This is a genomic window from Corynebacterium tuberculostearicum, assembly GCF_022347235.1.
GTDB classification, from domain to species: Bacteria; Actinomycetota; Actinomycetes; order Mycobacteriales; family Mycobacteriaceae; genus Corynebacterium; species Corynebacterium tuberculostearicum_F.
Genome location: NZ_JAKRDX010000008.1, coordinates 1 through 23,882, shown reverse-complemented (window position 1 = coordinate 23,882; position 23,882 = coordinate 1). Strand labels below are relative to the sequence as shown.

The following is a 23,882-nucleotide window of genomic DNA, read 5'->3' as shown; positions in this document are numbered from 1 at the left end:
CCACACGCAACCGCCGCCCGTATGCTCGCCCCGGTTTCCCGCGCAGGATGGCCCCATTTCGAACAAAATTCCCCGACTTCTCCCCGCCCCGCGGGGGAGCCTTCCACCACACGACTCCCCCAGTGGAAGGCGCTCGCTCCGCCACAGCGGACAGATTACAAAGAGTTCCAGATGGCGGTATTCGTATCGTGCCAGAGGGGCTTGCACCATTCGCCAAAGTCGCGGTTTGTGAGCGCGACCATGGCATAGTCGCCGGCGACCCAGAGGTAGGTGCCGGACATGCCGAAGTGGCCGACGGCGTCGGCAGGCAGGGCGCCCATCCAGTGATCCTTATCGCCGTGGATTTCAAAGCCTAGGCCCCATGTGCAGTCTTTGAAACTACCGTAGCCCGGAACGATGCCGCGCAGGCCGCCGAAGTGTACGCGGCGCATATCGGTCACGGTGGAGGGGTGCAGGATTTGTGGATTCTGGACTTCCGCGGCAAAGGCCGCGAGGTCCTCCACTGTGGAGACCAAACCGTGGCCGGCCGAGCCTTCGAGCCGGGTGGAATTCATGCCCAGCGGGGCCAAGATGCCTTCGCGCAGGTACTCGGCAAAGTCCATGCCCGTAGCTTCAGCCACGGTATCCGCGGCCCACTCATAACCGGCCGAGGAATAGATGCGGCGCTCGCCCACCGGCTTCTGTGGCTCCCGGGAATCAAAGGAAATGCCAGAGGCGTGCGCAAGGAGGTGCTCGAGCGTGGAGCCCTCCGGGCCGGCGGGCTGCTCAAGCTCTACGGCGCCTTCTTCCACGGCCAGCATCACGCCGTAGGCCGCGACCAGCTTGGTTACCGATGCCACCGGAAACTCGCGGGCGGTATCCCCCACCGTTTCTTGCACCTCGCCGCGGTGCAGCAAGGCTCCGGCCACCGTATCCGCGGGCCACTGGCTAATTTGGCTAAATTCACTCATACTCACCAGCCTACTGAGCCTCATTCGGAAGGACTGGACCGCTGTGGGCGCGCCTTTGAGCCGGTCACCCCTTTGGCCTACTGGGCCCGCACACCTTAGGTCCAAGGTGATCGGGCCGATCTGAGCGAATGGCCCCCTCAATTCAGCCCTAAAGTCCTCAAATCAGCCCGATCAGAATGGACCTAAGCCACAGAAGCCGGCGAAAGCCCCTCGAAACCGCCCAACCGCCAGACGCGTCAGGCCCACAGGAGGCCACCCAAGTAAACCACCGGTTAAAACAACAAGAACATTTTATGGAATCGGGCAGGAAACGGTTGCACACCCAATAGACATGAGAAAACTTTCAACCATGTCTAATAATTCTAAGAACACGGGCAACGCAGTTAACCGCCGCCGTTTCCTGCAATCCACCGGTACCGCCGGTGCCGCCATCGCTCTGTCCGGTGCAGCCGCCAACGCCCAAAGCAGCCTCTCGCCGCGCGTGGAGCAGCACATGGTGGAGCCGAAGCTGGGCGAGCGGCCCTTCCTCCACGGTGTGGCCTCGGGTGACCCGATTCCGGACTCGGTCATCTTGTGGACCCGCGTGACCCCGGATGCCGATGCCATGCCGGGATCCGGACTGGGCGAGGCCACCCGGGTGGAGTGGGAAATTGCCAAGGATGAGGGGTTCGGGGACGTCGTTAAGCGGGGCGAAGTGACCACCGACGCCAGCCAGGATCACACCGTACACGTGGATCCGCACGGCCTGGAGCCGGAGACCGTGTACTTCTTCCGCTTCAAGGCGCAGGAAAAGTACTCGCCCGTCGGCCGCACCAAGACCGCCCCGGCGCTGAGCGCCTCCCCGGAGGAGCTCACCTTTGGCGTGGCTAGCTGCGCCAACTGGGAGTCCGGCTTCTTCAATGCCTATGGCGATATTGCCCAGCGCGGCCGCGCGGACCAGCTGGATTACATGATTTTCTTGGGCGACTATATCTACGAGTATCCGCAGCGCGAATACGCCGGCTATGGCCCGGTGCGCCTGCACCACCCGGCGCACGAGATTATCTCGCTGGAGGATTACCGCATCCGCCTCGGCCGCTACCGCACCGATGAGAACCTGCAGGCCGCACACGCCGCGCTGCCGTGGGTTGTGGTGTGGGATGACCACGAGGTAGCCAACGATAACTGGCGCGAGGGCGCCGAGAACCACACCGAAGGCGAGGAAGGAGCCTTCCTGGACCGCCGCAAGGCCGCGATGCAGGCCTACTTCGAATGGATGCCGGTGCGCGCGACCAACCCATCCGAGCAGGGCCACCTCTACCGCAGCCTGACCTTCGGCGATCTGGTGGAGCTGACCATGATGGACCTGCGCACCTACCGCGATGAGCAGGTGCGCTTTGGCCCGCGCAAGATGGCCGCTGAAGGCCGCACGATGCTTGGCTCCGAGCAGTACAACTGGCTACTCAATAAGATTGAGACCTCTTCTGCCAAGTGGAATATGCTGGGCAATTCCGTCATGTTCTCCCCTATGAACCTGGCTACCCTGCAACAAGATGACAAGACCAAGCCGGTCTCTTCCTCGCTGTCCTCCAATATCACCGGCATTCCGGTCAACGGCGACCAGTGGGATGGTTACTCGGCAGAGCGCCGCTTGCTTATCGACGCCCTCTCAAAGCACGACTCCCACACCCTCTTTGTCACCGGCGATATCCACTCCGAGTGGGCGCACAATATCAGCAAGGATGGCCGCATCTTCGGCGCCGAGATGGTCTGCGCCTCCGTATCTGCACCCAACGTGAACGAGCAGCTGAAGCTGCCGGAGGGCAATGAGCTGTCCAAGCTGGCTGAGCGCTACTTGATGGGCGCCAACCCGCACACCCGCCACGTGGATCTGGACCACCACGGCTACAGCTTCGTCACCGTGCGCCCGGATTCGGCGGAAATGCACTGGTTGCGCGTAGATAACCTGCTCACTGCCAAGTCCCCGGTGCGCGAGGCCGTGACCATGACCTGGCGCCCGGGTGAGGGCTACAGCAAATAGTTGTAAGTTCTGTCACATGACAGGTACTCGGTGTTAACGAACGAGTAGTACACCTTCGATAGAGATAGTGAAAGACCCTCTCTGGGGAATTTCACTACCTATCACTCGCCCGCCTTTCGGGCCCCCTTTGGTGCCGCGGATTCTTCCCTAGTCCGCGGCATACTCATAGTCGATGTAGCCGCGCTCGCCGCCCAGGTAGAACGTATCCTGGTCCGGCTCGTTAAGCTCGAGGCCTTCGCGCCAGCGGCGCACCAGATCCGGGTTGGCGATGAGCTGGCGGCCCACTACTGCGGCATCCACGTAATCCAGCTCGATTTCGCGCTGGGCATCCTCCTTGGAGGTAATCGTGGGGAAGCCATCATTCATGAGCACCTTGGTCACGCCATTTGCGCGTGCCTTCTGTGCCAGCGTGGCGATGAGCTCGCTGTCCGGTTCGCCGTGCAGCAGGGATACATAGGCCAAGTTCAGCGGTGCCAGGGCGTCGAGAAGCCCGCCGTAGGTGGCCAGCATGTCTTCCTGGTCGTCTTCGATGACGCCCTGCACGTTGTGTGCCGGGGAGAAACGCACGCCCACGCGGTCGGCACCAATCTCCTCTACCACTGCGCGGATGACCATCTCTGGCAGGCGCCAGCGATTTTCCGGGCTGCCGCCAAATTCATCTTCGCGCTTATTGGCAGACGGCGCCATAAACTCATGCAGCAGGTAGCCGTTGGCGCCGTGGATCTCCACGCCGTCGACACCAGCATCAATAGCCCGGCGCGCGCCCTGGCGGAATTCGTCCACGATGCGCGGCAGCTCTTCCTTCTTCAGCTCGCGCGGCACCGGCGCATCCATCTTGCCAGCGAAGCCACGCACGGTTCCGCCCCAGTCAAAGGCGCTCGGCGCCTTCGGGTTCGCACCGTCAATCAGGTCTGGGTGGCTGGTGCGGCCGCCGTGCATGATCTGCATGAACAGGGTGCCGCCCTCCTCGTGCACGCGGTCTGCGACGGCGCGCCAGCCTTCTGCCTGCTCGTCGGTCGCAATGCCCGCCTGGCCCGGGAATGCGCGGTTGGTCCACGCCGGGAAGGTTCCCTCCGTAACCACCAGACCAGCCGTGGCGCGCTGCGAGTAGTACTTCTGGTGCAGTTCGGTAGGAATACCGCTTTCGCCTGCACGCTGGCGGGTCAGCGCCGCCATGGTGACGCGGTTATCTAGCTTGAATCGGCCAAGTTCCAGTGGTTCGAAAAGTGAAATCATGCCCAGTGCAACGCGCAGCCGGGCTGCACTATTTCACCACTGTCAAAAGGATAATGACACCAGCGTGTATGCCAGCTTTACCTCGCACAATAATGAGCGCTGGACGGACCGGCTCACTGTAGAAGCCTTACTAGCGCGGCTCTGCCGGGATCTCTTGGCCGGTGCTGCCGGCGGTTCCGGACGTTTGGGTGCCGTCACCAGCGTCGCTTCCGGCAGTGGGCGCAGTGCCGGCCTCGTTGCCGGAATCGGTTCCGCCGTTGGCGGCGCTCGGCGCGGGCGAGGCATTGCCAGTAGCGCCAGTTTCATGGCCCCGGCCGCCGGCAGGCGAATCGGTCCCGCCAACGCCATTAGAGCCTTGCGGGTTGGCGGTCTCTGTGGGAGCAGCGCTGTCTTCCGTCGGCTCGGACTGCGTGCCGGTCTCGGTGGTTTCGGGAGTGGGGTTGGTGGAGGGGGCGTCGGAAAGCTGCGAGGAAGAGGCCTCCGCGCCGCTATCGCGCCAATGCTCGGGCGAAAGCCAGCCGGCGTCGGCGTTTTCAGGATTGCTCGAGGCCAGGGCCAAGGCGCCGACGACAAGCAGAGCCAGAATGAGGCCCGTGGTAGAGGCGCGGACCCGGCCGCCAATGGTGGCAATCTTCTGGAACTTGGTATTAGTCTCCAGCGCGCGCCAGATGCCCTGGGTGGGCTCGGGCTCCTGGTCCTCCTCATCCGGCAGCGCGGGCTTTCCGGGGCCATCGCTATCCGGGCCATCTTTCTTGGGCGACTGGTTTTCCGGCTGGGAATCGGGGCGCGAGCCCTCCCCTGCTGCGGAGGCATCCTTGACGGACTCTTGGGCCGCGGCATTATCGCCCACCGGAAGAAGCGGGCGCTGGATTTCGTCCAAGTCAGTCACGTTGTAGTGATCCCAGAACTCGGAAAGTAGCGCGGAGCGAATGGCGCGCTCCACCGCCCACTGGCGGGCGGGGTTTACGGTAACCAACACGCGGTAGGTCACGTGCCAAGACTGTCCGGCGGCCTGCGGGGCAACCAACTGGGTGGCCGGTAGAACCTCGATCTCGCCATTGACGTCCACGGCGATGGACGGTTCCTGGATGGCCTGCTCGGAAATCGTGCGCACCCGGCGCGTGATTTCTGGGAGGGTCTCGCCTTCTTGCACCGGCACGTCAAAGTTAACCACGGCGCGCGACCACTCCTGGGAGTAGTTGGTGACCGCGCCGGCCGAGCTATTGGGCACGGTGACCAGCTCGCCGGTGGGTGTGCGCACCTTGGTAGTGCGCAGGGTCAGCATCACCACGGTGCCTTCCACGTCAGTCACGCCATCGAAGCTGACATAGTCGCCCACGCCAAATTGCTTTTCCGAAAGGATGAAGAAACCGGAGAGAAAATCCGCAATGATGGACTGGGCGCCAAAGCCCACGGCGGCCGAGACTATCGTCGCCGGCACCGCCGCACCTACCGCGGGCACACCGAGATTGGTCAGCGCGGCCCAGATGATGAGGAAGTACGCTGCTGCCTGCACGATGTAGACCAGCGCTCCGGTCAGCGCCAGGCGCGCCTTGGTGGCTTCTTCCTCTTCATCGAGGCGGCGCTCCATAATGCGGATGGCCAGCCTGCCGATGCGCGGGATCAAAATGCCTATCAGCAATAGCGCGATAAGCGGTAAGCCATGGTCAACAAAGAGGCTCCACAGCTCGTAGAAGTAATACTTCAGATTCATGCCTCTAGATTAGGGCGAGTGCCTGAAAACTGGGTGCCAGTTGGCTGCCAGCAACCGTGCAAGGCTCACCCCTTCCGGCACGCACCCCCCTATGCCCTGCGCAAACTCCTGCGAGCCTCGCCCGGCTTGGCTACCCTGTGGGGCATGAAGAAATCATTCCTTATCCCCTTCTTTTCCCTTGCTCTCTTTACCACCGGCTGTGGCGGCAGCGATGACACCGCCACCACCATTTCCACGGTGAAGGAGACCGTGACAGAGACCGCCTCTGAGACCAGCACTACCGAAACCAGCACCGAGGAATCAACCACGGAAGAAACCACGACCACAACTCCACAGGAGCGCGAGCCACGCACGCAGACCCCGGAGCCGGCAACGAATAATCAGCAGCAGACCAACACCGCGGGGTATCAGTGCGCGGACGGCACCTGGGTGGAGTTTGCCGGGCTGTGCAAGGAATCCAATAATCAGCCACCGGTCCAGCCGGCGCCGCAGCAACAAGCTCCGCAGCAGGGCCAGGCCAATAGCGGCGGCCCGAGCAAGGATTGCCCAGCCTACCTGTGCGGCTATGGCAACGATGCCAATGGCAACCGGAATAAGACCTCGGGCGAGTCGCAAGCACAGTGGGGCTGCGAGCAGGGCTACATCACGGACCCACAGGTCTGCGGCGCGGTTGGGCGCTAAGCCGTCCCCCGCGAGTCTTCCACGAGCGAGGCCACCGCGCTAAACCACCGTGCCGAGCCCACAGCCCTAGTCGCGGGAGTTGTAGCGCTTCATCAGGCGGTCAATGAGTTCATCAGTAAGCTTGTCATCTTCCAAGATGGTATCCAACAGACGCTGGGATTCCTCGTGGGAGGCCTGCTCTTCCGCCTCGTAGGAGTCACCGCTAAAGTCCACGCCGAAGTCCGTGTCCTCGTTTTCTGGCACCACTACGCTGAGCTGATTCACATCGGATTCGAAGGACTCCATAAACTCACTGGCCTCCGCGGCCGCTTCCTTGCGCCGCTTACCGGAGCGAACCTCCTTTTCAATGCGGCGCTGCAAAGCGGCCTCCATCTGGCGGTGGCGCCAGGACCGCACGCGGTGCGGCTCCAGGCGACGCCCCACTGCACGGCTTTTATTTTCGGCTTTCTTAGCCAACACTTTGACCTGGGCGGCGGTGTGATTAATCGGCGCCCATTCCTGATACGCCGGCACGCGCCAGCCGGCCCAAATGCCCAGCAGCGCCAAGAAGATGGAAACCAACGGCCCGATAATCATGCCCACGGCCATCATGTCATAGTGGTGGCCCACCAAGACGATGATTGCGCAGGCCACGGCCGGGATGACCGTCGGCTGGTTATCGCCAAAGACGCTAGGCTCGCGCCCCATGACGATGTCACGAATCATGGACCCGCCCGTGGCGGTGAACACGCCCATCATGATGCACGGGATAAGCGGCAGACCATAAGTAATGGCCTTCACGGCGCCGGTAGCGGCCCAGAGGCCGGATACGACGGCGTCGCCATGCGCTTGCAGATAATCCCAGGTCTTGCCCTTGAAGTAGACAAAGCGGGCAATGAGCGCACCGGCAAAGGCCAGATAAAGGTACTCCGGCTGGCTCATGGCCGCCACGGTGCCGCGGTTGATGAGCACGTCGCGCACCATGCCGCCGCCCAGGGAAGAAAACATCGCGATGAAGAAAAAGCCGATGATGTCATAGCCGCGCTTGCGCGCCATGGTGCCGCCGATGATTCCCATCAGCAGCACGCCGCTGATATCGGACCAGCGGTAGAGAGATTCAATGAGCGGATCCACTTCAACCATATGGTTATTAGACTTCACCGCCCGCCACCGCGCAATTAACACACCCATATGCGCAGCCAGGCACGAGAAAAGACGCCGGCATTGCTTGCCGACGCCTCCCTCTCACCGTGGGGCCACCGGGGCTCGAACCCGGGACCAACGGATTATGAGTCCGTAGCTCTAACCGACTGAGCTATAGCCCCACGCGGATCACACACCACTTGGGCGAAGATCCGCTCCCAAAAGAGTAGCCAATGCGGGGCTAAAGACCAATTTGCCCAGCGCAGTGCAGCCCCATCCGGTATAAGTAAATTATGCGCCACATCACAGCATCTATCCTTATCGCCGCTGCCCTAACCCTCTCCGCCTGCTCCGCCGATTCGAACGACGCCCCTTCAAACGGCTCCGACGAGAACTCCTCAAGTAGCCAAGACTCCAATGCCAGCTCCAGCAAAGAAGCCAAGGAGGTTATTGGCACCTGGGAGCAAGAGCAAGGCGAAGGTGAACACAAATCCACTTTCACTGCCAGCGTGACCGAAGATGTAATCACCGTGGAGTGGGATTTCGGCCCTAGCAGCGAGGAGCCTCTGTGGGTTGGCACTTTTGATGCTGCCAAGGCTGCCAAGGGCGAGACGGTGACATCCAAGAAAGACGCCGGTGGCATTGACCCTGCATCTGACCTCATGATGCCCGATACCTTGGACGTTAAGATCGAAGATGACCAGCTCAAATTCACCATCGATACGGACGGCTACCCCCTAGACGCCGCGTTGAAGAAGGTTGACGACGAGCCCAAGATCACGAGTGAGCTCCAAAACACCGATTCCACCCGTTCTTTCAAAGACAACGTCCTAGAACTACCCACCGCCACGGTCACGATCACCGGACACCACGTCATCGACCCGGGCTCTACAGGCAACAGGTTTGGCGATAAGCCCATAGTCCTTTTTGACTTCGAGATGACCAATAAGACCGATAAGGACCTAAAACCCTCTGATTTCTCGATTTTCTTCACTGCTATTCAGGACAATAACGAGAACTCTATAAACGAGCTTGAGCCTGGGTTCAGCGAAAGTACGGATCTAGAAAACATGACGGACAGCATCAAAAAGGGCGGAACCGTCAAAGGCTCATCCGCCTTCGAACTCGATGACCTCACCACACCGGTGGAGCTTGTAGCCAAGGATAATTTCGGCGAGACCGAGGTTGGCTCACAAACGTACAAGCTGGAGGAATCCACACCGATGGATCCGGCACCGAAGGACGAAGGCTCCAGCCCAGAGCTGCCGAAGAAAAAAGAAAAAGACACTCATTCCGTCTAGATCCGCGGTGGACGCGGTTACTCAGGCTTAATCCCACTCAACTCGAGGCGGTTCGGGATTAAGTCTATGCAAACGTTACCCCTGCTTTTACCTCCGGTTTCTCCACGGCATAGAATCATCAGTGACATTCACCCCGATGTCACTATTTCTGTGATGGGAGATACATATGGCGACACTAGATTCTTTTTTGGTGCCCGGCGCGGTGGAGCTCCACGGCGCCGCGGATAACTGGAGGCAGGCCATCCGGTTGGCGGGCTCGCTGCTGGAAGAAGCAGGCACGATCACCGCAGACTACACGGACGCGATGGTGCATTCTGTGGAAGAAACGGGCCCCTACATAGTGGTTGCCCCGGGCTTCGCATTCGCGCACGCGCGGCCGTCGGAGGCGGTGAAGGAAACCTCCCTGTCGTGGGTGCGGCTGGATAGGCCAGTGGAATTCGGCCATGACTCTAACGATCCCGTCGACCTGGTCGTAGCGTTTGCCGCACGCAGCGATTCCGAACACCTGCAAGCGATGAAGCAGCTGGCAAAGCTGCTTGCCACCAAGCGTGACGAGCTCAATCGGGCGGAATCCGAAGAGGAACTGCGCGCAATTCTCGCCTCGTCGGCCTCGAGCAAGAAGCAGCCAGCAGCCGAGCCGAAAGCGGCGCCCGCGTCCCAGGAAACAAAGCACACGGCCGCAGATTCTGTCGCGTCCAAGGGAAAGATCCTCACGGTGTGCGGCAACGGCCTAGGAACGTCGTTGTTCCTTAAGAACACGCTAGAGCAGGTCCTCGATGAATGGGGCTGGGGACCGTACCTGAATGTAGAAGCCACGGACACCATCTCCGCCAAGGGTCGTGCGAGCGAGGCAGATTTCCTGCTCACCTCCGGCGAAATCGCAGCAACGCTTGGCGACGTCGGCGTTCCCGTCTACGTCATTCAAGACTTCACCTCTATGTCTGAAATCGATGGGGCTCTGCGCGAGCTCTATGACATCTAAGGAGCATCCTCATGGATTTTCTTCTTGCTATAGCAAACTTCCTCGTCAATGAGATCCTCTCCGTCCCGGCATTCCTCATCGGTATCATCACCTCGGTCGGCTTGGCCGCGATGGGACGCGGCACCGGCAAAACCATTGGCGGCGCCATCAAGGCCACGCTCGGCTTCTTGCTCATTGGTGCCGGCGCCGGTCTCGTTACCGATTCGCTGGAACCGCTCGGCGCCATGATTACGGGCGCTACCGGCGCGCAAGGCGTGGTCCCAACGAATGAGGCCATCGTCGGCATTGCCCAAGACCAGTTCGGCAGCCAGGTCGCCTGGATAATGATCCTCGGCTTTGTGGTCTCCCTGCTCCTCGCCCGCTTCACACCCATGAGTTACGTGTTCCTCACCGGCCACCACGTCCTTTTCATGGCCACGCTTCTCACCATGGTGCTCGCCCCCGCCGGGTACTCGTCTTGGGTCGTCATTGCCTTTGGCGCGGCTCTACTCGGCATCCTCATGGTCTCGCTGCCGGCTATCGCACACCCGTTTACCCGCCGGATTACCGGCGATGACTCCGTTGCCATCGGACATTTCGGCACTGTGGGGTACTTGGCTGCGGGCGGCGTCGGCAAGCTGGTGGGCGGCAAAGGAAAGAAGATGTCGCCCTCTACTGAAGACCTGAAGCTTCCGGAAGGCCTGCGTTTCCTGCGCGATTCTATGGTGGCAACCGCGCTCTCCATGGCGTTGATGTACGTGGTGCTCGCCGTGCTATTCATCGCCCGCGCCGGTTCGGAGGAAGCCTTCACCGCCTTCCCTGATGGCGCCACCAATGTGGGCAATTTCTTGATGCAGTCCGTCACCCAAGGCCTCCAGTTCGGCGTGGCCGTGGCCGTTATCCTCTTTGGCGTGCGCACCATTTTGGGCGAGCTCGTGCCCGCATTCCAGGGCATCGCGGCCAAGGTCGTGCCCGGCGCGATTCCCGCGCTGGATGCGCCCATCGTCTTCCCCTATGCCCAGAATGCAGTCCTCATCGGATTCATTTCTTCCTTTGTTGGCGGCCTGGTGGGCCTAGCCGTGCTTTCCACCTGGCTCAACCCGGCCTTTGGCGTTGCCCTGATTCTGCCGGGCCTCGTGCCGCACTTCTTTACCGGTGGCGCGGCCGGCGTTTACGGCAATGCCACCGGTGGCCGCCGCGGCGCGGCACTCGGCGCCTTTGTCAACGGCCTCATTATTACCTTCCTGCCGGCATTCCTCCTCAGTGTCCTGGGTTCCTTCGGCTCCGCGAATACCACTTTCGGCGACGCCGACTTTGGCTGGCTCGGCCTGCTGCTGGGCTGGTCCATCCACGCCGATGGCGCTCTGGGGCTTTTCTTCATTGCCCTTATCGCGCTGGCCATCTTGGCCTTGGGTTGGGTATGCCAGCGCACGCTTGTCGACGCCCACTGGGACCCCTCCCCTCACCGCCCTGCCCCCACCAGCGCTGCCGACACCGCCTCCGCGGGCGCGACCGCGGCCGCCACTTCTTCTGGCACCGCCAAGAAGTATCCCAAGGTGCTACCGCCTGAGGGCGCGCCGGTTCCACCGGCCCGCATCGAGCAGTAACCCCGCACCACTCCCCAAAGGGCGCTACAGTATCCCCTATGCAGCGCCCTTCCTTATTTCCCGTAGCGTCCATCCTTCTCGCCGCTGGCCTCACCGTAAGCGCCTGCGGCTCCGGCTCCGATTCCGATAGCAACTCCGCGCCGGCGAATGAGCCGGCCTTTTCCACCGCACAGGACAATAACTCCGCCGCGGACGAAGCCGAAGAAGAATCCGGCCCGGAGAAGGACACGAAGCAACCCCGCACCGAAACGGTCACCAAACAGGCCGAACCGGAGCAGCCCGCACCGCCGGCCGGCGGCAACCACAACATCAACGCGGGCCAGATTGGCGGCTACTGCGGGACGTCCTCGTCAGGCGATTCCATCGACGCCGGCGATGCGACCTCCTGCGAATTCGCCGCCGCGGTCTTCGACGCCGCGATGCAGGCTAGCTACACCATGCGATCGAAAGATCCCACGGTAACGGCGGTATACCACGCAGATATCACCGCCAGCAGCCCGGTGACCAAACAGTCCTATAACCTGGATTGCCACATAGGCAGCGACCAGCGGGATCTCACCTGCGAAAAGCCCGGCGATAGAACGGTGAGTGCCTCATTCCAAACCGCGGACAAAAGCGTGTGGACCAAGCGCGTGGCCACTACCAATTAACCGCTAGCCCTCAAAGTCATCCCCAGAAGGCCACGGCAGCTCCACGTCCACGGGCACGCCGGCCAGGATGTCCAGCGATTTCTTGAACTCGGCAAGGTCGAGGCCTACCTCCTTATAGGCCTTGGCCATGGCTTCGGGGATGCATTCGGCGCGGGTGCGGAGGGAGGCGCCGTCGGCAGTCAGGGCAGCGCGGGTGCGGAGGGAGGCGCCGTCGGCAGTCAGGGCAGCGAGGGTGCGACGCTCATCATCGGGGTCGCGCCAGCGCTCCACATAGCCCTGCTTTTCCAGGCGCTTGAGCAGCGGCGTGAGCGTGCCGCTATCTAGGCCCAGGCGGGAGTCGATGAATTTCAGCGGCACCGGCTCGTCCGCCTCCCACAGCACCAACATGACCAGGTACTGCGGATAGGTCAAGCCGAGCTCCGCCAACAGCGGGCGGTAGGAGCGCACCACTGCCCTATTGGCGCGGTAGAGCGCAAAGCACAGCTGACTATCTAGGGCGAGGCGATCTGTGGGCGCGTCATTCATGGCAAAAAGTATAGACGTCAGCAAAACATTGCATCCGATTTAATTGTGTACAATCAAAACCGTTTCGAGCACCTACTGAAAGGAGCAATCATGGACGCCATGTACACCGCCGAGGCCCTCGCCACCGGAGCAGGCCGCAACGGCCACGCCGCCGTTAAGGGCTCGGACCTGGACTTTGCCCTGGCCATCCCCAAGGAGATGGGCGGCAGCGGCGAGGGTGCTAACCCGGAGCAGCTCTTTGCCGCCGGCTATGCCGCGTGCTTCCACTCCGCGCTGCAGGCCGTGGCGCGCAGCCAGAAGGTCGAGCTGGGAGATTCGGCCGTGGGGGCACGAGTGGGCATCGATAAGCAGGGCGAAGGCTTCCAGCTGGCAGTAGAGCTGGAGGTATCCATCCCCGCCCAGGACCGCGCCACTGCGCAGCAGCTTGCCGACGCCGCCCACCAAGTCTGCCCCTACTCCAACGCCACCCGCGGCAATATCGAGGTCACCGTCAGCGTCGTCGAAGACTAGCGTTCTTGCGTACAATCGGCGGACGTACAAAGACCCAATAGAAAAGGAGTCATCATGGACGCCGTTTACACCACCGAAGCACTCTCCACCGGCGCGGGCCGCGACGGCCGCTCTGTAGTCAAGGATTCCGATCTGGACTTCACCATGACCGCCCCGAAGGAGATGGGCGGCAGCGGTGAGGGTGCTAACCCGGAGCAGCTCTTCGCTGCCGGTTACGCCGCTTGCTACCACTCCGCACTGAAGGCAGTGGCCAAGGACAAGGGCGTAGACGTGGAGAACTCCACCGTCGGTGCCCGCGTTTCCCTGGGCAAGAACGACGAGGGCTTCTACCTCGGCGTAGACCTCGAGGTCACCATCCCAGGCGTTGAGGACGACAAGGCACAAGAGCTTGCCGACGCCGCCCACCAGATGTGCCCTTACTCCAAAGCCACCCGCGGCAACATCGAAGTCAACGTTGGTGTTGCACAGGACTAATTCCTAGTCCTCTCCCCCAGCCCACGCCGCGCTACTTTCAGCGCTGCGTGGGTCTTTTTATGCCTTACGCGACCTCTCAGATTGGTCTTCTGCTCTGGAAGACGGCTCGGCGCGGCGGCCAGTCCAGAACTTTATTGATAAAAACGCGCCGTTTCATCAATAAGCCCGCCGTAGGGTGGAGCTAAATTATAAAAAGGCGCGTTTTTAACAAATAGAAGGAACCTCGATGGCACACTCTTATCACTCTTTAAAGTCTATTTTCCATCAGTCTTCACACGGACAATCCTCCGTCGACGAGGCTCACGCTCTTAGGCTGCAGAGTCCGAGTACAATCCGTTGGGACTATCAGGTGCGCGGAAAAGACCTCTTTGTTGTTGTTACCACTCGGCTCCACTCCTTGTGTGAACAGGTATGGCGCCGAGAAGTTATTATTTCCCGGTTATGGTCCCTGTTACCTAAAGCTGCGACGCGCCACTACATTTTTCAACTCTTGATTGAAGAAATTCAATCTTCGAACGAGATTGAAGGCGTTCATTCCACAAAGAAAGAAATCGCGGAAGCTTTATCCAAGGCGGATTCTACTTCCACCAAGCGCTTCGAGGAAATGTCAGCGCTATATTCTTCGCTTACCGGACTCGATGGAAGTGAGGTCAGCTTTCCCACTCAGCTTGAAGATATTCGCGCGCTCTACGATTCTCTCCTCAAAGGAGAAATCGATGCTGAGAATGGTATCGACGGTGAGCTGTTTCGAAATGGCGTTGTCCACATCTTTGGCGGCAGCACCCAATTCACGTCCGAGGCTCACAACGAGCAAGATATTCGAACCAGGCTCCAACAGTTCCTGGCGTGTCAAGCGTCTACTTCAAACGGCCTCATTAATGCCCTAGCAGGGCATTTTATGTTCGAGCACACGCATCCATTTTATGATGGCAATGGCCGTCTCGGCCGGTTTCTCATGGGCTTGAAGCTGCGAGAAATACTTTCTGTACCCACCGCGATGTCTCTTTCTCGAGAGCTCTCGAAAGACCGGCAAAAATACTACAAGTCCTTCACGGTCACCGAAGAGCCTCTCAATCGTGGCGAGGCAACGTTTTTTGTCATTGCGCTCCTAGAGATGTTGAGCTCGGCGCAAGAATCTCTATTAAACTCGCTTGAGCGAAAAAAGTTCGCCCTCGAGAAACTCGAAGGCCGAATTCAAGAACTGCGAAATGGGCCTGGAACTTCCAAAGAGGATCGCCGACTTAATATCCTCTTCATAATGGGACAAGCCGCGCTTTTTGGCCCTCTCTTAGGACTCGATCTCGACACTCTAGCGACCTACTTGGATAAAAGTAAGCAAACCGTCCGTGCCGATACGAAACGTCTAGTTAAGGAAGGGCTCTTGGAAGAGCGGTCACACAAGCCGCTCTCTTTTGCACTCACGGAAGAAGCCCGTGAGTTTCTAGACATTGAATAGCAACACTCGTAGTTAGAGATACTGCCCTTCTTGTCGAGTTCTCAATGCTGATAATGAGAAGGGGGCCAACCTAGCAGTCGTAGTACATCTAATCCTTAACAACTGGTACCCAACACGCCGTGCCCCTTCGCGCTGCTGTGCATTCCACTCCTGTAGTCACCGCTGCGGATCCTTATTGATAAAAACGCGGGTTTTTAGCAATAAGATCCCCAGAGTGGATGGCTATTTTATAAAATCGTCGATTTTTAATAAATAGGGTTTCTCTGTCCATATCTTAGCCCCGCTAATTCTTCCTAGTACTCTCCCCAGCGAGAAACGTGGCTATTCAGGTTCAGGTGGCATAGAGGGCGAGTGCCACGCCGCGCTTCGCGGCGGATTCCCAAGCACAGTGGACGAAATCGGCGGAGCTAGCGTCGCGGAAGAAATACGTTGCCTACAAAGCTAAGGCGCTGCTCTCCTGCGATTTATGACTCGCTAAGGTCAACCACCCTCCGCATCCCCTCCCCTGCCGAACGGTGAAATGCCTCGGGAACTTGGGAGAGGGTGATAGGGCCATCGGTGACAGATTGCCAGTCAATGCGGGAGCCGGCAAGTAAGTCGACGGCCTGCTCAAGGTGATGCGGCTCGTAGTTATACACGCCGGTAACAGTGCGCCAGCCGCGGACAATCCATTCGGGGTAAGTCGATAGCAGGGCTGTCCGCAACGGAACCGGCGAGTACGGCCACGCCATTAATGTCGAGAGGCTTCAAACAGGTGATAACACCTTGGGGCGAGCCGGAGAATTCCAGCGCGACGTCGAAGTTCTCAACAATATCTAAAGCGGGATCGAAGTCACTAAAACCGGAGATGCAGGCACCCAGCTGAGCAGCGTACCTGCGCCGATGAGAGTTGGGATCCGTCGCGGTGACGGCAGCGCCCGCGCGCAAAGCGGCCTCCACCGCAAGGAGACCGAGCATGCCTAAGCCCACGACTAGTTCCCGCTTTTCCTTCAACGAGTCCATGGAGGGACAGGCCGTATCGAGGGCAGCCATAACGGTGGCTCCGGCACAGGAGACGATTGAGGCGGGGACATCGCCAAGCGCGGCCTTCGCCCCTGTTAGGCAACGAACCCGCAGTGCTCCCGCCAAAACACTCTCCATCGGAGCAGACCGAGGCGAGCGCGTAATAGTCAAGAATTCCGATCCAGATTTCACTATGACCAACCAAAGGACGTAAGCAGCTGCAGTGAGGGCTTCTACCTCTGCGTCAATCTCGAGGTCACCAATCCAAGCATTGGGGACGACAAGGCACAAGAGCTTGCCGACGCCGCCCACCAGATGTGCCCTTACTCCAAAGCCACCCGCGGCAACATCGAGGTCAACGTTGGTGTTGCACAGGACTAATCCTGGCGTCTAGCCTCTAGCCCCTCGCTACAGCATTGCTGTGGTGAGGGGTGTCTTTTCACAATTTACTGCCAACCTTGAAATAACGGAGTCTTGAATACAGCCGACACTATCTGCGGGAAATTCAAAATCATTGGGCTTGCTTAGATAAATTAATCCGCACTTTGAGAGAGCGGAAGTATGACTGGTTTCATCATCTTTTACAAACGAAAATCAGGCGAATCCTATATCACGCAATACCCTGACTCTGCTCAAGCTGTGAACTATAGATTCCTCCGTGAAGCTGAAAGCAGCGATCCCGATACAGAGGTCGCCCACAACTCTGCTCCGTCTTTGGCGTCGGTGAAAAATCCAATTCCCGGTACTTCATTGGAGTTGTCCACATCGTCGACGGTTCGGACGGGCTAAATGACCTGTCACCGGCACGGCGAATACTGCCACATGTCGTGCACGGATCCTCTTTACACCCCTACTCGAAAACCCAAAAATCGAATAAATGAACCAGACACCACTGCACATGTCCGCCACAGCTGTCAAAATCGAGTCATGTCTGTTGAAGCTAGGGCCCTCTCACTGCGACGGTTAATGCACAATTCTGCGGCGGTACGACTGCTTGCGGCTGATAACGCGCCGGTAATTTTGGCGCTGATCGCAGAGTACTTCCCCCGCGGTACCCGAGCACGGCCAGCGGCGGAGGTATACGAGTTGATGGTCACTGATTTTGAGGTTATTGCCAACGATTTTGCCATGCCCCGTACGCCCCAGAGTTATTGCACTGACTGGGTAAAAGCAGGATGGTTGGTGAGAAAATCAGGTAAAAGTTCACACGGCGAAACGTTGGAACCAAGCGAAGACGCGCTTTCTGCTCTAGAGGCCATCGAGCGGTGGGAGTCACCGGTATCTGCCGTCACAGCATCACGGGTGGAATCCATTAGCTCGGCCCTGCAACGGTTAGCAAGGGACACGAATAAGGATATCGCCAGTCGCGTTGCCAGTCTCGAGGCAGAACGGAACCGCATTGACCAGGAGATTGAAAAGGCACGTTTAGGACAGTTCGAATCCTTAACCTCAGCAGAGACAGAAGAACGTGTACAAGACGTGCTGAATATGGCAACGGCGGTACCGAGTGATTTCGCCCGAGTGCGCCACGAACTTGAGGCCCTCAATCATCAACTACGCCGGCAGTTATTAGACCCAGAGGGATACCGCGGCGATGTGCTCGAAGAGATCTTCACCGGCGTGGACCATATTGCTGAATCTGAGGCTGGACGCAGTTTCCGCGGATTCTATTCCCTTCTTATGGATAGGGAACGCAGTGCATGGTTGGACCAGTGGATAAAAGAAGTTTTAGAAAGCGATACCGGCCAGGAGCTGGCGCCAGAAATGCGGCAGCACCTGCGAAATCTTTTCCGTGATATGGAAGACACGAGTTTCGATGTCAACCAGACGATGACTGGCTTGGCGCGTAGCTTGCGCAACTACGTTTCCTCAGAGCAATTCGCAGAAGACAGGCGCATGATTGAGCTCCTAAGAGAGGCGCGCGGTATGGCCATTGATGCTGCGCAGAACTCTGAGCTCAAGGCCTTTCACCGAATGGAGACGCCGCTGCAGCGCATCGGTATGTCCATCCACTCCGTTTCACGCATTCGCTTAGCCAACCCAGGTCGAGAGGTAGTAGAGGAATCACCTGAGGCGTTCCAGCCAGGCGAGGAAAACGCAGAAGCATTACTCGAGCTAGTGCGCGAATCAGAGATTGACTTTGAAGAGTTGCACGAGATGATTCGAAAGGCCGTCGATAAGGCGGGCCCGTGCACCATTGGCCAAGTATTGCAGGCCTACCCTGCCACGCAAGGCTTAGCTAGTGTAGTGGGCTTGGTGCACATTGCGGATCAGCACCCCCTGCCTGACTTGAGAAATTCCACGGAGAAGGTCTTTTGGACCGAAGAAAACGGCACAACACGCGCCGCCTTGATTCCCACTATGTATTTCGACCGCACCACCATTGAGGAGCTATCGTGACCGCTGCACTTAATCACCGCGTCGATTCCGAGCATGAACCGCCGCTTTGGAATAGCGATAAAGGGACGCTGACGTATAACTCACGCCGCGCGTTGGTACAGCTGCTAAAAGGACCACTTATTCGAGCACAGAAGGAACCTGTCTTGTGGGCTGCGATTATTTCAGACGAAGAAAACTTGCGGGCTAGACTGCACGAGTTATTTCTCGAGCTCGTTATCGATGAAGCAGAAGGATTCGCCTTCACCCGAATGGTGGAAGAAGAAACGTTAGCTATTCCGCAGGTGCTGCGCACGGATAAGCTCAAGCACATCGACACAGCCATCTTGTTAAACCTGCGCCAAGAACTGGGGCTGGCGCTACCTGGCGAACGTGTAATCGTGGACGTGGAAGACCTGCGAGAGGGAATCGGGTACGTCCGCGCGGTTGATAACCGAGACGAGGCCGGATTCAATAATCGCTTCAATGCAGCAATCAAACGCATCCGCAATGAATATTCACTGTTAAGCGCTACTGAGACTGAAGGCCGGTTTGAGGTTTCACCCGTATTGCGCCAGCTTTTCGATTCCGCCACAGTTACCGCCATCCGGGACGAGTACGCCCGCCTAGCGGAGACAGGAAATGGCCAAGAGGATGATTCCAATGACTAATATTTACCAAGGCCAATACCGGATAAGCCGCATCCAATTAATTAACTGGGGCACATTTCACGGATACTTTTCCATCCCCGTAGCTAGAAAGGGTTTCCTAATTACCGGCGGATCCGGTTCCGGCAAATCTACCTTATTGGATGCAATGTCGGCGGTGTTAGTACCGCAGAAAGATCTGAAATTTAACGCGGCATCGCAACAGGACCTTGGGCGGCATGATGGTCGCAATCTCGTATCCTATGTGCGTGGTGCATGGCGGCAACAGGAAAATACACAGACGGGTGAGATTGCTCCCGAGTACCTGCGAACGGGCGCAACGAATTCAATTGTGGCGCTGACCTACGATAACGGAGCTGGAAAGCAGCATACCCTCATTGCTATTTTCCGCCTCAATGGCGGTGAAAATTCCGTGAGCCAGGTTAAGAAACTCTACGGAGTGGTGCAAGGAGATGAGGACATCGATAAGCTGAGTTCCCTGCTCACGCGGAGCCTAGATACCCGCAAGATTAAAGCTTTATATAAGGGACCAGGGGCATCTTTCACACAGACGTATAGTACGTTCGCAGATCGCTTTCGTAAGCGCCTTGGGATCAAAAGCGAACTAGGCCAGGTGCTCCTGCACCGCACTCAATCCGCTAAGTCCCTATCCAGCCTGGATCAGCTCTTCCGAGGCTACATGCTGGACAAGCCCTCTACTTTCGAGCGAGCCGATGAAGCTGTGGAGCAATTCGAGGATCTCCGCCAAGCTTACCTGCGGGTGGAGGATGTCAAAGCACAGATTGACACACTCGCTCCCCTTCCCCGTCTGCATGCACAGCGAGATGTTGCAGAATCTGCCAAGCACAAGGCCGAGGCCATGAGTGAAGCGCTACCAGCGGTCCGAGCTCGCATGGTGGCAGAGGAATTGGACTATCAAATCAGAGCGCTAAACGCACAATTGGCTGAGGCTCAATCAGATGCCGAGTCTCTCGAGGACGAGGTCAAACACCTCGACGAGACGGAGCGGTTAGCAGCAGTGGCTGTGTCTCAACTTAGTGCCGGCGAGCTCGATGCCCTAAGCGCAAAAATGGAGACTGCTGAAAAAGAAATCGAGCACCGCTCCAAAGAATTCCGGCGCTTGGCCGCTGCCGCCGGCCGGTGGACCGACAATTATGAGTTCAATCCGCATGGCTTTGCGGAACTTCAGGCTAATGCGAAGCTGCGCATCGCGGACTTCGAAGCTGACTATGCCAAGCTCATCAATCAGCAGCAAGAGGCTGGAGTAGCTGCTCGCGACGCCGCGACAACGTTTGCCACTCTGAAAAGCGAACTCGCTTCTTTCGGTTCGCGAAACACCAACATAGATAGAGCATTGGTAGAGCTACGGTCCCAGCTCGCTCACGATACGGGGTACGCCGAGTCAGAACTTCCCTTTGCTGGTGAGCTCATGGATATTAGTCCACAACAGAAGGAATGGGAGCCGGTCCTCCAAAAGCTTCTTCACGGGTTTGCTGCTACCCTGCTGGTTCCGGAAAGCGCACGGAAAGCGATTAATCAATGGGTCAATTCCCGGAGCGTAGGGACCCGGCTCGAATACCGCACCATCCCTGAGTTTGCACCCGCACCAGCAACTGCGCGTAGCCCACAACAACTCATTCACAAGCTGGATTTCCAAGACCACCCTATGGCACCGTGGGTCCGCCATCATATTTCACGCCGATTTAACTATGAATGTGTCAGTTCAGTCGCGGCGCTCGAACAGGTAACTAAGACCCCAGCGGTTACTCGCGATGGCTTAGAAAGCCGCCCTAAGGATAAAGATGGGTCTACCCGCTTTATTAAAGACGACCGCAGGCGTTTTTCCGGCACCAGCTGGTACCGGGTGGGCTCTACCAATGACGCCAAGATTGAGCTGCTGCGCACGCAACTCGATAAAGCAAAAGCCCATGCCAGTGCCACCGCCAAGCTAGTTCAAGACTTAAACCGAAAAATGGATATCCTGCGCACTCAACGTGATAAAGCGAAACTGGTGTTAGAGACTAAGTTTCAGGATATTGATACCGCATCTGCAGAAACTCGCAAACGAGATCTGCAACGGCAATATGATTCTCTTGCCTCGTCACCCGAGGCGAAAGCCCTACATGCCGCGCATAATCGAGCAAAGGATAGGCTAGCTGCAGCCCGTGCCCGCCTTAAGCAATCTCAAAAGCACCTTGGAAGCATTGAGGGCGATCTCCAGCGCTCCACACAGCGTCGCCAGAACATTGGCACCGTACCGACCATCGCTGACGAAGCTATTGCCAAGGAGGTCAAAGAGGCCCTCCACAACGGAAGGCGCAAGCTTTCCATCGATGACATCGATTCCCGGCGCGATGCAGTACAAAACAGCCTGCACGATACATCCCGCGCGGCTGCACGAAACATCGAGGAGATAAATGCCAAGATTGTCTCCGTTCTCCACAAATACTTGTCTCAGTGGCCAGCGGAATCTGCGGATTTACAGCCACAGGCAAACTTTGCCGGTGAGGGCATTGAAAAGTTGAAGTTCCTTCGGGCCGATCGCCTTGCCGATTTCCGTGCTCAGTTCTTGGAACTACTCAACGGAACAACGGTGCAAAATCTGTCTCACCTTGCTTCTTCGTTGCGCCACGCTCGCAGCGATATCGAGCTGCGTATGGAATTTATCAATAAGTCGCTGGAGCGCTCGCCCTTTAATGGCGACCGTATCTTGCGAATTGATGTGAAAGACGCTCGCGGCCAGGTAGTACAGGATTTCCAGCGAGATCTAGATTCCGCGACTTCGCATAGCCTGGCCGAGATCAGCGCAGATGAGCCGGAAGCGGCGTTGCGGCGCTACCATGCTTTGGATAAAATTCTCAGCCGCTTGGGTTCAACCCAACCGGAAGATATTCGTTGGCGCAACCTGGTTCTTGATACCCGAAAACACGTAAGCTTCATCGGCCGCGAATGCTACCCCGATGGAACAACCGCCAATACGTATCAGGATTCTGCTTCCCTCTCTGGTGGCCAGGCACAAAAGTTAGTTTTCTTCTGCCTGGCTGCGGCCCTGCGTTTCCGGCTAGCGGAGCCGGATCAGGATGTTCCCACCTATGGTTCCATCATTTTGGACGAAGCTTTTGACCGCGCAGATCCAGCCTTTACCCGCACGGCAATGTCTGTGTTTGAATCGTTTGGTTTCCACATGATTTTGGCAACGCCATTCAAGCTAATTCAAACATTATCTCCCTACATCGACGGCACCATCGTGGTCAACTACGACGAGCCCATCATTCATGGCCGTCCGCAGGCACGCACAGGCTATTCACTTATCGACGCCGCCTCGTATCCCCAGGAGGACCCCAATGCGGATTCCTGAAGACCTACAGGCACATGCGGCAAAGCACCTGCGCAACCACTTTGCGGAGGCACTATCTTCCCCGGATTCCCTCCGCCTAGACTGGCCGCTACATCCACCGACGGCAGCCACCGCCAAACGCAATTTACCAATGACCCAAGATTTCATCCGCGCCTGGCAACGCTGGCCGTACCAAGAAGAGGTTGTCTATGAGACCCGCAATTGGTCGCGCACTGGGCTGGGCACCAATTCCGTGCCTGTACGCGTGGTAATTGATGGTGCAGAACGCATCGCTTCCGCAGCAGGCATGGCCACAACGTACTCGCATGCGGTTCAAAAAGCCCAGAAGATCGCCTCGATCTTCCCCGAGCACCCTGACTTCGCTCACACCGTTCACCGTGCTTATAAGCAGTGGAAGGACTTAAGCACCTACGACCTGCACTGCTTGGAACCGTGTTTGAACTGGTTACTCACCCATCCCGATTCCGGCGAGTGGGAACGCGCCGTCCCAGTAGAAGGCGTTGATGGCAAGTGGATCGGATCCCACCGGCGCCTGCTGCTAACCCTGCTTTCTCCTTTCGAAATCACGGAACTAGGACTGCGCCGCAGCGACGCCCGTGTTCGCTTGCGCTATCTGAACCACGTCCCAGCAGTATCCGACCTCGAGGTTCCGCTCTCCCAAGCCGCATCCCTCTTCCCCGCCAGGCCGCCGCGAGTGCTCATCGTGGAAAATAAACAAACCTTTCTGGCTTTGCCTGCGCTTTCTGACGTCGCCCCACCCACCATTGCCGTCTTGGGCTCCGGCACCGCAGCGCATCAGCTCCACGCCATCGACTGGCTCCACCAATCCGAAATCACCTACTGGGGTGATCTCGACGCTGCGGGCTTTAGCATCCTCAACGCCGTGCGCGCTCACTTTCCCCACACCACATCTCTGCTCATGGATACTGCTACCGTAACTGCGTTTAGGCACCTCGCTGTCCCTGACCCAGGCGACGGTTCGGCCACGCTTACTCACCTCACCACCGAAGAGCAGGAGGCCTACCGTCTACTCTTTACCGAGGGCAGACTGCGCATTGAGCAAGAGCGAATCCCTTTCACACACGCGAGCGATGCTGTCCACCACAAGCTAAATTGATCTAACTTCCAAAGTTGCGCCCGGGCAACCGAATTGTCAGATGCGAGTTTTTGGTACCGGTGTTCTGGGGACTCGGTACTGTCGTGTTCCGGGTAGTTGGTACCGGGCCGAGGGGTACGTCGGCCCGGGCCGTTAGTCTTAGTCGTCTGGGGTG

Annotated in this window: 19 protein-coding genes, 1 tRNA gene and 1 pseudogene; 14 read left to right on the top strand and 7 right to left on the bottom strand. The window is 58.4% G+C overall.

Going from position 1 to position 23,882, the window contains the following annotated elements; translation table 11 throughout:
- Nucleotides 1-155: 155 nt before the first annotated feature.
- Entirely contained in the window at nt 156-950 is a 795-nt protein-coding gene (locus MHK09_RS05855) for a serine hydrolase domain-containing protein (RefSeq protein WP_250412975.1), read from the bottom strand.
- Between the two features lie 349 nt (nt 951-1,299).
- Between MHK09_RS05855 and MHK09_RS05850 the strand changes: the two genes are divergently transcribed.
- Nucleotides 1,300-2,970 (top strand): alkaline phosphatase D family protein, encoded by a 1,671-nt coding sequence (locus MHK09_RS05850; RefSeq protein ID WP_250412974.1) that lies wholly within the window; start codon nt 1,300-1,302, stop codon nt 2,968-2,970.
- 147 nt (nt 2,971-3,117) lie between these two features.
- Here the strand turns inward: MHK09_RS05850 and MHK09_RS05845 are convergent, their stop codons facing one another.
- Complete coding sequence (locus MHK09_RS05845; protein ID WP_250412973.1) at nt 3,118-4,206, bottom strand: alkene reductase; 1,089 nt, start codon at nt 4,204-4,206, stop codon at nt 3,118-3,120.
- A 130-nt stretch (nt 4,207-4,336) separates the two neighbouring features.
- Nucleotides 4,337-5,920 (bottom strand): mechanosensitive ion channel domain-containing protein, encoded by a 1,584-nt coding sequence (locus tag MHK09_RS05840; RefSeq protein ID WP_250412972.1) that lies wholly within the window; start codon nt 5,918-5,920, stop codon nt 4,337-4,339.
- Nucleotides 5,921-6,064: 144 nt separating this feature from the next.
- Between MHK09_RS05840 and MHK09_RS05835 the strand changes: the two genes are divergently transcribed.
- Nucleotides 6,065-6,601: a hypothetical protein gene (locus MHK09_RS05835; protein WP_250412971.1), complete on the top strand. Its 537-nt coding sequence runs from the start codon at nt 6,065-6,067 to the stop codon at nt 6,599-6,601.
- Between the two features lie 66 nt (nt 6,602-6,667).
- Here the strand turns inward: MHK09_RS05835 and MHK09_RS05830 are convergent, their stop codons facing one another.
- A complete protein-coding gene (locus MHK09_RS05830; RefSeq protein ID WP_250412970.1) occupies nt 6,668-7,723 on the bottom strand; it encodes a trimeric intracellular cation channel family protein in 1,056 nt (351 codons plus the stop codon).
- A 108-nt stretch (nt 7,724-7,831) separates the two neighbouring features.
- A tRNA-Ile gene (locus MHK09_RS05825) sits at nt 7,832-7,905 on the bottom strand.
- A gap of 111 nt (nt 7,906-8,016) precedes the next feature.
- Between MHK09_RS05825 and MHK09_RS05820 the strand changes: the two genes are divergently transcribed.
- The 4 genes from MHK09_RS05820 to MHK09_RS05805 all read left to right on the top strand — a co-directional run bounded on the left by MHK09_RS05820 (nt 8,017) and on the right by MHK09_RS05805 (nt 12,242).
- Nucleotides 8,017-9,024 carry a DUF5067 domain-containing protein gene (locus MHK09_RS05820; RefSeq protein ID WP_200435391.1) on the top strand — a complete coding sequence of 336 codons (1,008 nt, stop codon included), beginning with the start codon at nt 8,017-8,019 and terminating at the stop codon, nt 9,022-9,024.
- Nucleotides 9,025-9,190: 166 nt separating this feature from the next.
- A complete protein-coding gene (locus tag MHK09_RS05815; RefSeq protein ID WP_250412969.1) occupies nt 9,191-10,006 on the top strand; it encodes a PTS sugar transporter subunit IIAB in 816 nt (271 codons plus the stop codon).
- Between the two features lie 11 nt (nt 10,007-10,017).
- Nucleotides 10,018-11,592 (top strand): PTS ascorbate transporter subunit IIC, encoded by a 1,575-nt coding sequence (ulaA, locus tag MHK09_RS05810; protein WP_250412968.1) that lies wholly within the window; start codon nt 10,018-10,020, stop codon nt 11,590-11,592.
- Nucleotides 11,593-11,630: 38 nt separating this feature from the next.
- Nucleotides 11,631-12,242, top strand: a complete 612-nt coding sequence (locus MHK09_RS05805; protein WP_250412967.1) for a hypothetical protein — start codon at nt 11,631-11,633, stop codon at nt 12,240-12,242.
- Between the two features lie 3 nt (nt 12,243-12,245).
- Here MHK09_RS05805 and MHK09_RS05800 read toward each other — a convergent pair whose 3' ends face one another.
- Nucleotides 12,246-12,767, bottom strand: coding sequence for a MarR family winged helix-turn-helix transcriptional regulator (locus MHK09_RS05800; RefSeq protein WP_250412966.1), 522 nt, complete (start codon nt 12,765-12,767; stop codon nt 12,246-12,248).
- 90 nt (nt 12,768-12,857) lie between these two features.
- Here MHK09_RS05800 and MHK09_RS05795 point away from each other — a divergent pair, with 90 nt between their 5' ends.
- The 3 genes from MHK09_RS05795 to MHK09_RS05785 all read left to right on the top strand — a co-directional run bounded on the left by MHK09_RS05795 (nt 12,858) and on the right by MHK09_RS05785 (nt 15,207).
- Nucleotides 12,858-13,277, top strand: coding sequence for an organic hydroperoxide resistance protein (locus tag MHK09_RS05795; protein ID WP_250410175.1), 420 nt, complete (start codon nt 12,858-12,860; stop codon nt 13,275-13,277).
- Between the two features lie 54 nt (nt 13,278-13,331).
- Nucleotides 13,332-13,751 carry an organic hydroperoxide resistance protein gene (locus MHK09_RS05790; protein WP_005328206.1) on the top strand — a complete coding sequence of 140 codons (420 nt, stop codon included), beginning with the start codon at nt 13,332-13,334 and terminating at the stop codon, nt 13,749-13,751.
- 490 nt (nt 13,752-14,241) lie between these two features.
- Entirely contained in the window at nt 14,242-15,207 is a 966-nt protein-coding gene (locus MHK09_RS05785) for a Fic family protein (RefSeq protein ID WP_179386785.1), read from the top strand.
- Between the two features lie 630 nt (nt 15,208-15,837).
- On the opposite strand, the gene MHK09_RS05780 is transcribed toward MHK09_RS05785, so the two are convergent.
- Complete coding sequence (locus MHK09_RS05780) at nt 15,838-16,239, bottom strand: zinc-binding dehydrogenase (RefSeq protein WP_250412965.1); 402 nt, start codon at nt 16,237-16,239, stop codon at nt 15,838-15,840.
- Between the two features lie 195 nt (nt 16,240-16,434).
- Between MHK09_RS05780 and MHK09_RS05775 the strand changes: the two are divergent.
- The 5 genes and pseudogenes from MHK09_RS05775 to MHK09_RS05755 form a co-directional block, all read left to right on the top strand.
- Nucleotides 16,435-16,590: pseudogene (locus MHK09_RS05775) on the top strand (OsmC family protein); the annotation flags it as partial.
- Nucleotides 16,591-17,136: 546 nt separating this feature from the next.
- Entirely contained in the window at nt 17,137-18,609 is a 1,473-nt protein-coding gene (locus tag MHK09_RS05770) for a DUF3375 domain-containing protein (protein ID WP_250412964.1), read from the top strand.
- Nucleotides 18,606-19,256: a DUF4194 domain-containing protein gene (locus MHK09_RS05765; protein ID WP_150850728.1), complete on the top strand. Its 651-nt coding sequence runs from the start codon at nt 18,606-18,608 to the stop codon at nt 19,254-19,256. The genes MHK09_RS05770 and MHK09_RS05765 overlap by 4 nt, the downstream gene beginning before the upstream one ends.
- The gene (locus MHK09_RS05760) at nt 19,249-22,611 is read left to right on the top strand and encodes an ATP-binding protein (RefSeq protein WP_250412963.1); all 3,363 of its coding nucleotides are present in this window, start codon (nt 19,249-19,251) and stop codon (nt 22,609-22,611) included. The genes MHK09_RS05765 and MHK09_RS05760 overlap by 8 nt, the downstream gene beginning before the upstream one ends.
- Nucleotides 22,598-23,728 (top strand): Wadjet anti-phage system protein JetD domain-containing protein, encoded by a 1,131-nt coding sequence (locus MHK09_RS05755; protein ID WP_250412962.1) that lies wholly within the window; start codon nt 22,598-22,600, stop codon nt 23,726-23,728. Before MHK09_RS05760 ends, MHK09_RS05755 begins: the two co-directional genes overlap by 14 nt.
- Nucleotides 23,729-23,882: the final 154 nt, after the last annotated feature.

Coding starts and splice junctions, on each gene's coding strand:
- MHK09_RS05840 (WP_250412972.1), bottom strand. CDS start 5,920: ATGAATCTGAAGTATTACTTCTACGAGCTGTGGAGCCTCTTTGTTGAC.
- MHK09_RS05835 (WP_250412971.1), top strand. CDS start 6,065: ATGAAGAAATCATTCCTTATCCCCTTCTTTTCCCTTGCTCTCTTTACC.
- MHK09_RS05780 (WP_250412965.1), bottom strand. CDS start 16,239: ATGGCTGCCCTCGATACGGCCTGTCCCTCCATGGACTCGTTGAAGGAA.
- MHK09_RS05820 (WP_200435391.1), top strand. CDS start 8,017: ATGCGCCACATCACAGCATCTATCCTTATCGCCGCTGCCCTAACCCTC.
- MHK09_RS05830 (WP_250412970.1), bottom strand. CDS start 7,723: ATGGTTGAAGTGGATCCGCTCATTGAATCTCTCTACCGCTGGTCCGAT.
- MHK09_RS05795 (WP_250410175.1), top strand. CDS start 12,858: ATGGACGCCATGTACACCGCCGAGGCCCTCGCCACCGGAGCAGGCCGC.
- MHK09_RS05755 (WP_250412962.1), top strand. CDS start 22,598: ATGCGGATTCCTGAAGACCTACAGGCACATGCGGCAAAGCACCTGCGC.
- MHK09_RS05845 (WP_250412973.1), bottom strand. CDS start 4,206: ATGATTTCACTTTTCGAACCACTGGAACTTGGCCGATTCAAGCTAGAT.
- MHK09_RS05760 (WP_250412963.1), top strand. CDS start 19,249: ATGACTAATATTTACCAAGGCCAATACCGGATAAGCCGCATCCAATTA.
- MHK09_RS05805 (WP_250412967.1), top strand. CDS start 11,631: ATGCAGCGCCCTTCCTTATTTCCCGTAGCGTCCATCCTTCTCGCCGCT.
- MHK09_RS05815 (WP_250412969.1), top strand. CDS start 9,191: ATGGCGACACTAGATTCTTTTTTGGTGCCCGGCGCGGTGGAGCTCCAC.
- MHK09_RS05855 (WP_250412975.1), bottom strand. CDS start 950: ATGAGTGAATTTAGCCAAATTAGCCAGTGGCCCGCGGATACGGTGGCC.
- MHK09_RS05850 (WP_250412974.1), top strand. CDS start 1,300: ATGTCTAATAATTCTAAGAACACGGGCAACGCAGTTAACCGCCGCCGT.
- MHK09_RS05800 (WP_250412966.1), bottom strand. CDS start 12,767: ATGAATGACGCGCCCACAGATCGCCTCGCCCTAGATAGTCAGCTGTGC.
- MHK09_RS05790 (WP_005328206.1), top strand. CDS start 13,332: ATGGACGCCGTTTACACCACCGAAGCACTCTCCACCGGCGCGGGCCGC.
- MHK09_RS05770 (WP_250412964.1), top strand. CDS start 17,137: ATGTCTGTTGAAGCTAGGGCCCTCTCACTGCGACGGTTAATGCACAAT.
- ulaA (WP_250412968.1), top strand. CDS start 10,018: ATGGATTTTCTTCTTGCTATAGCAAACTTCCTCGTCAATGAGATCCTC.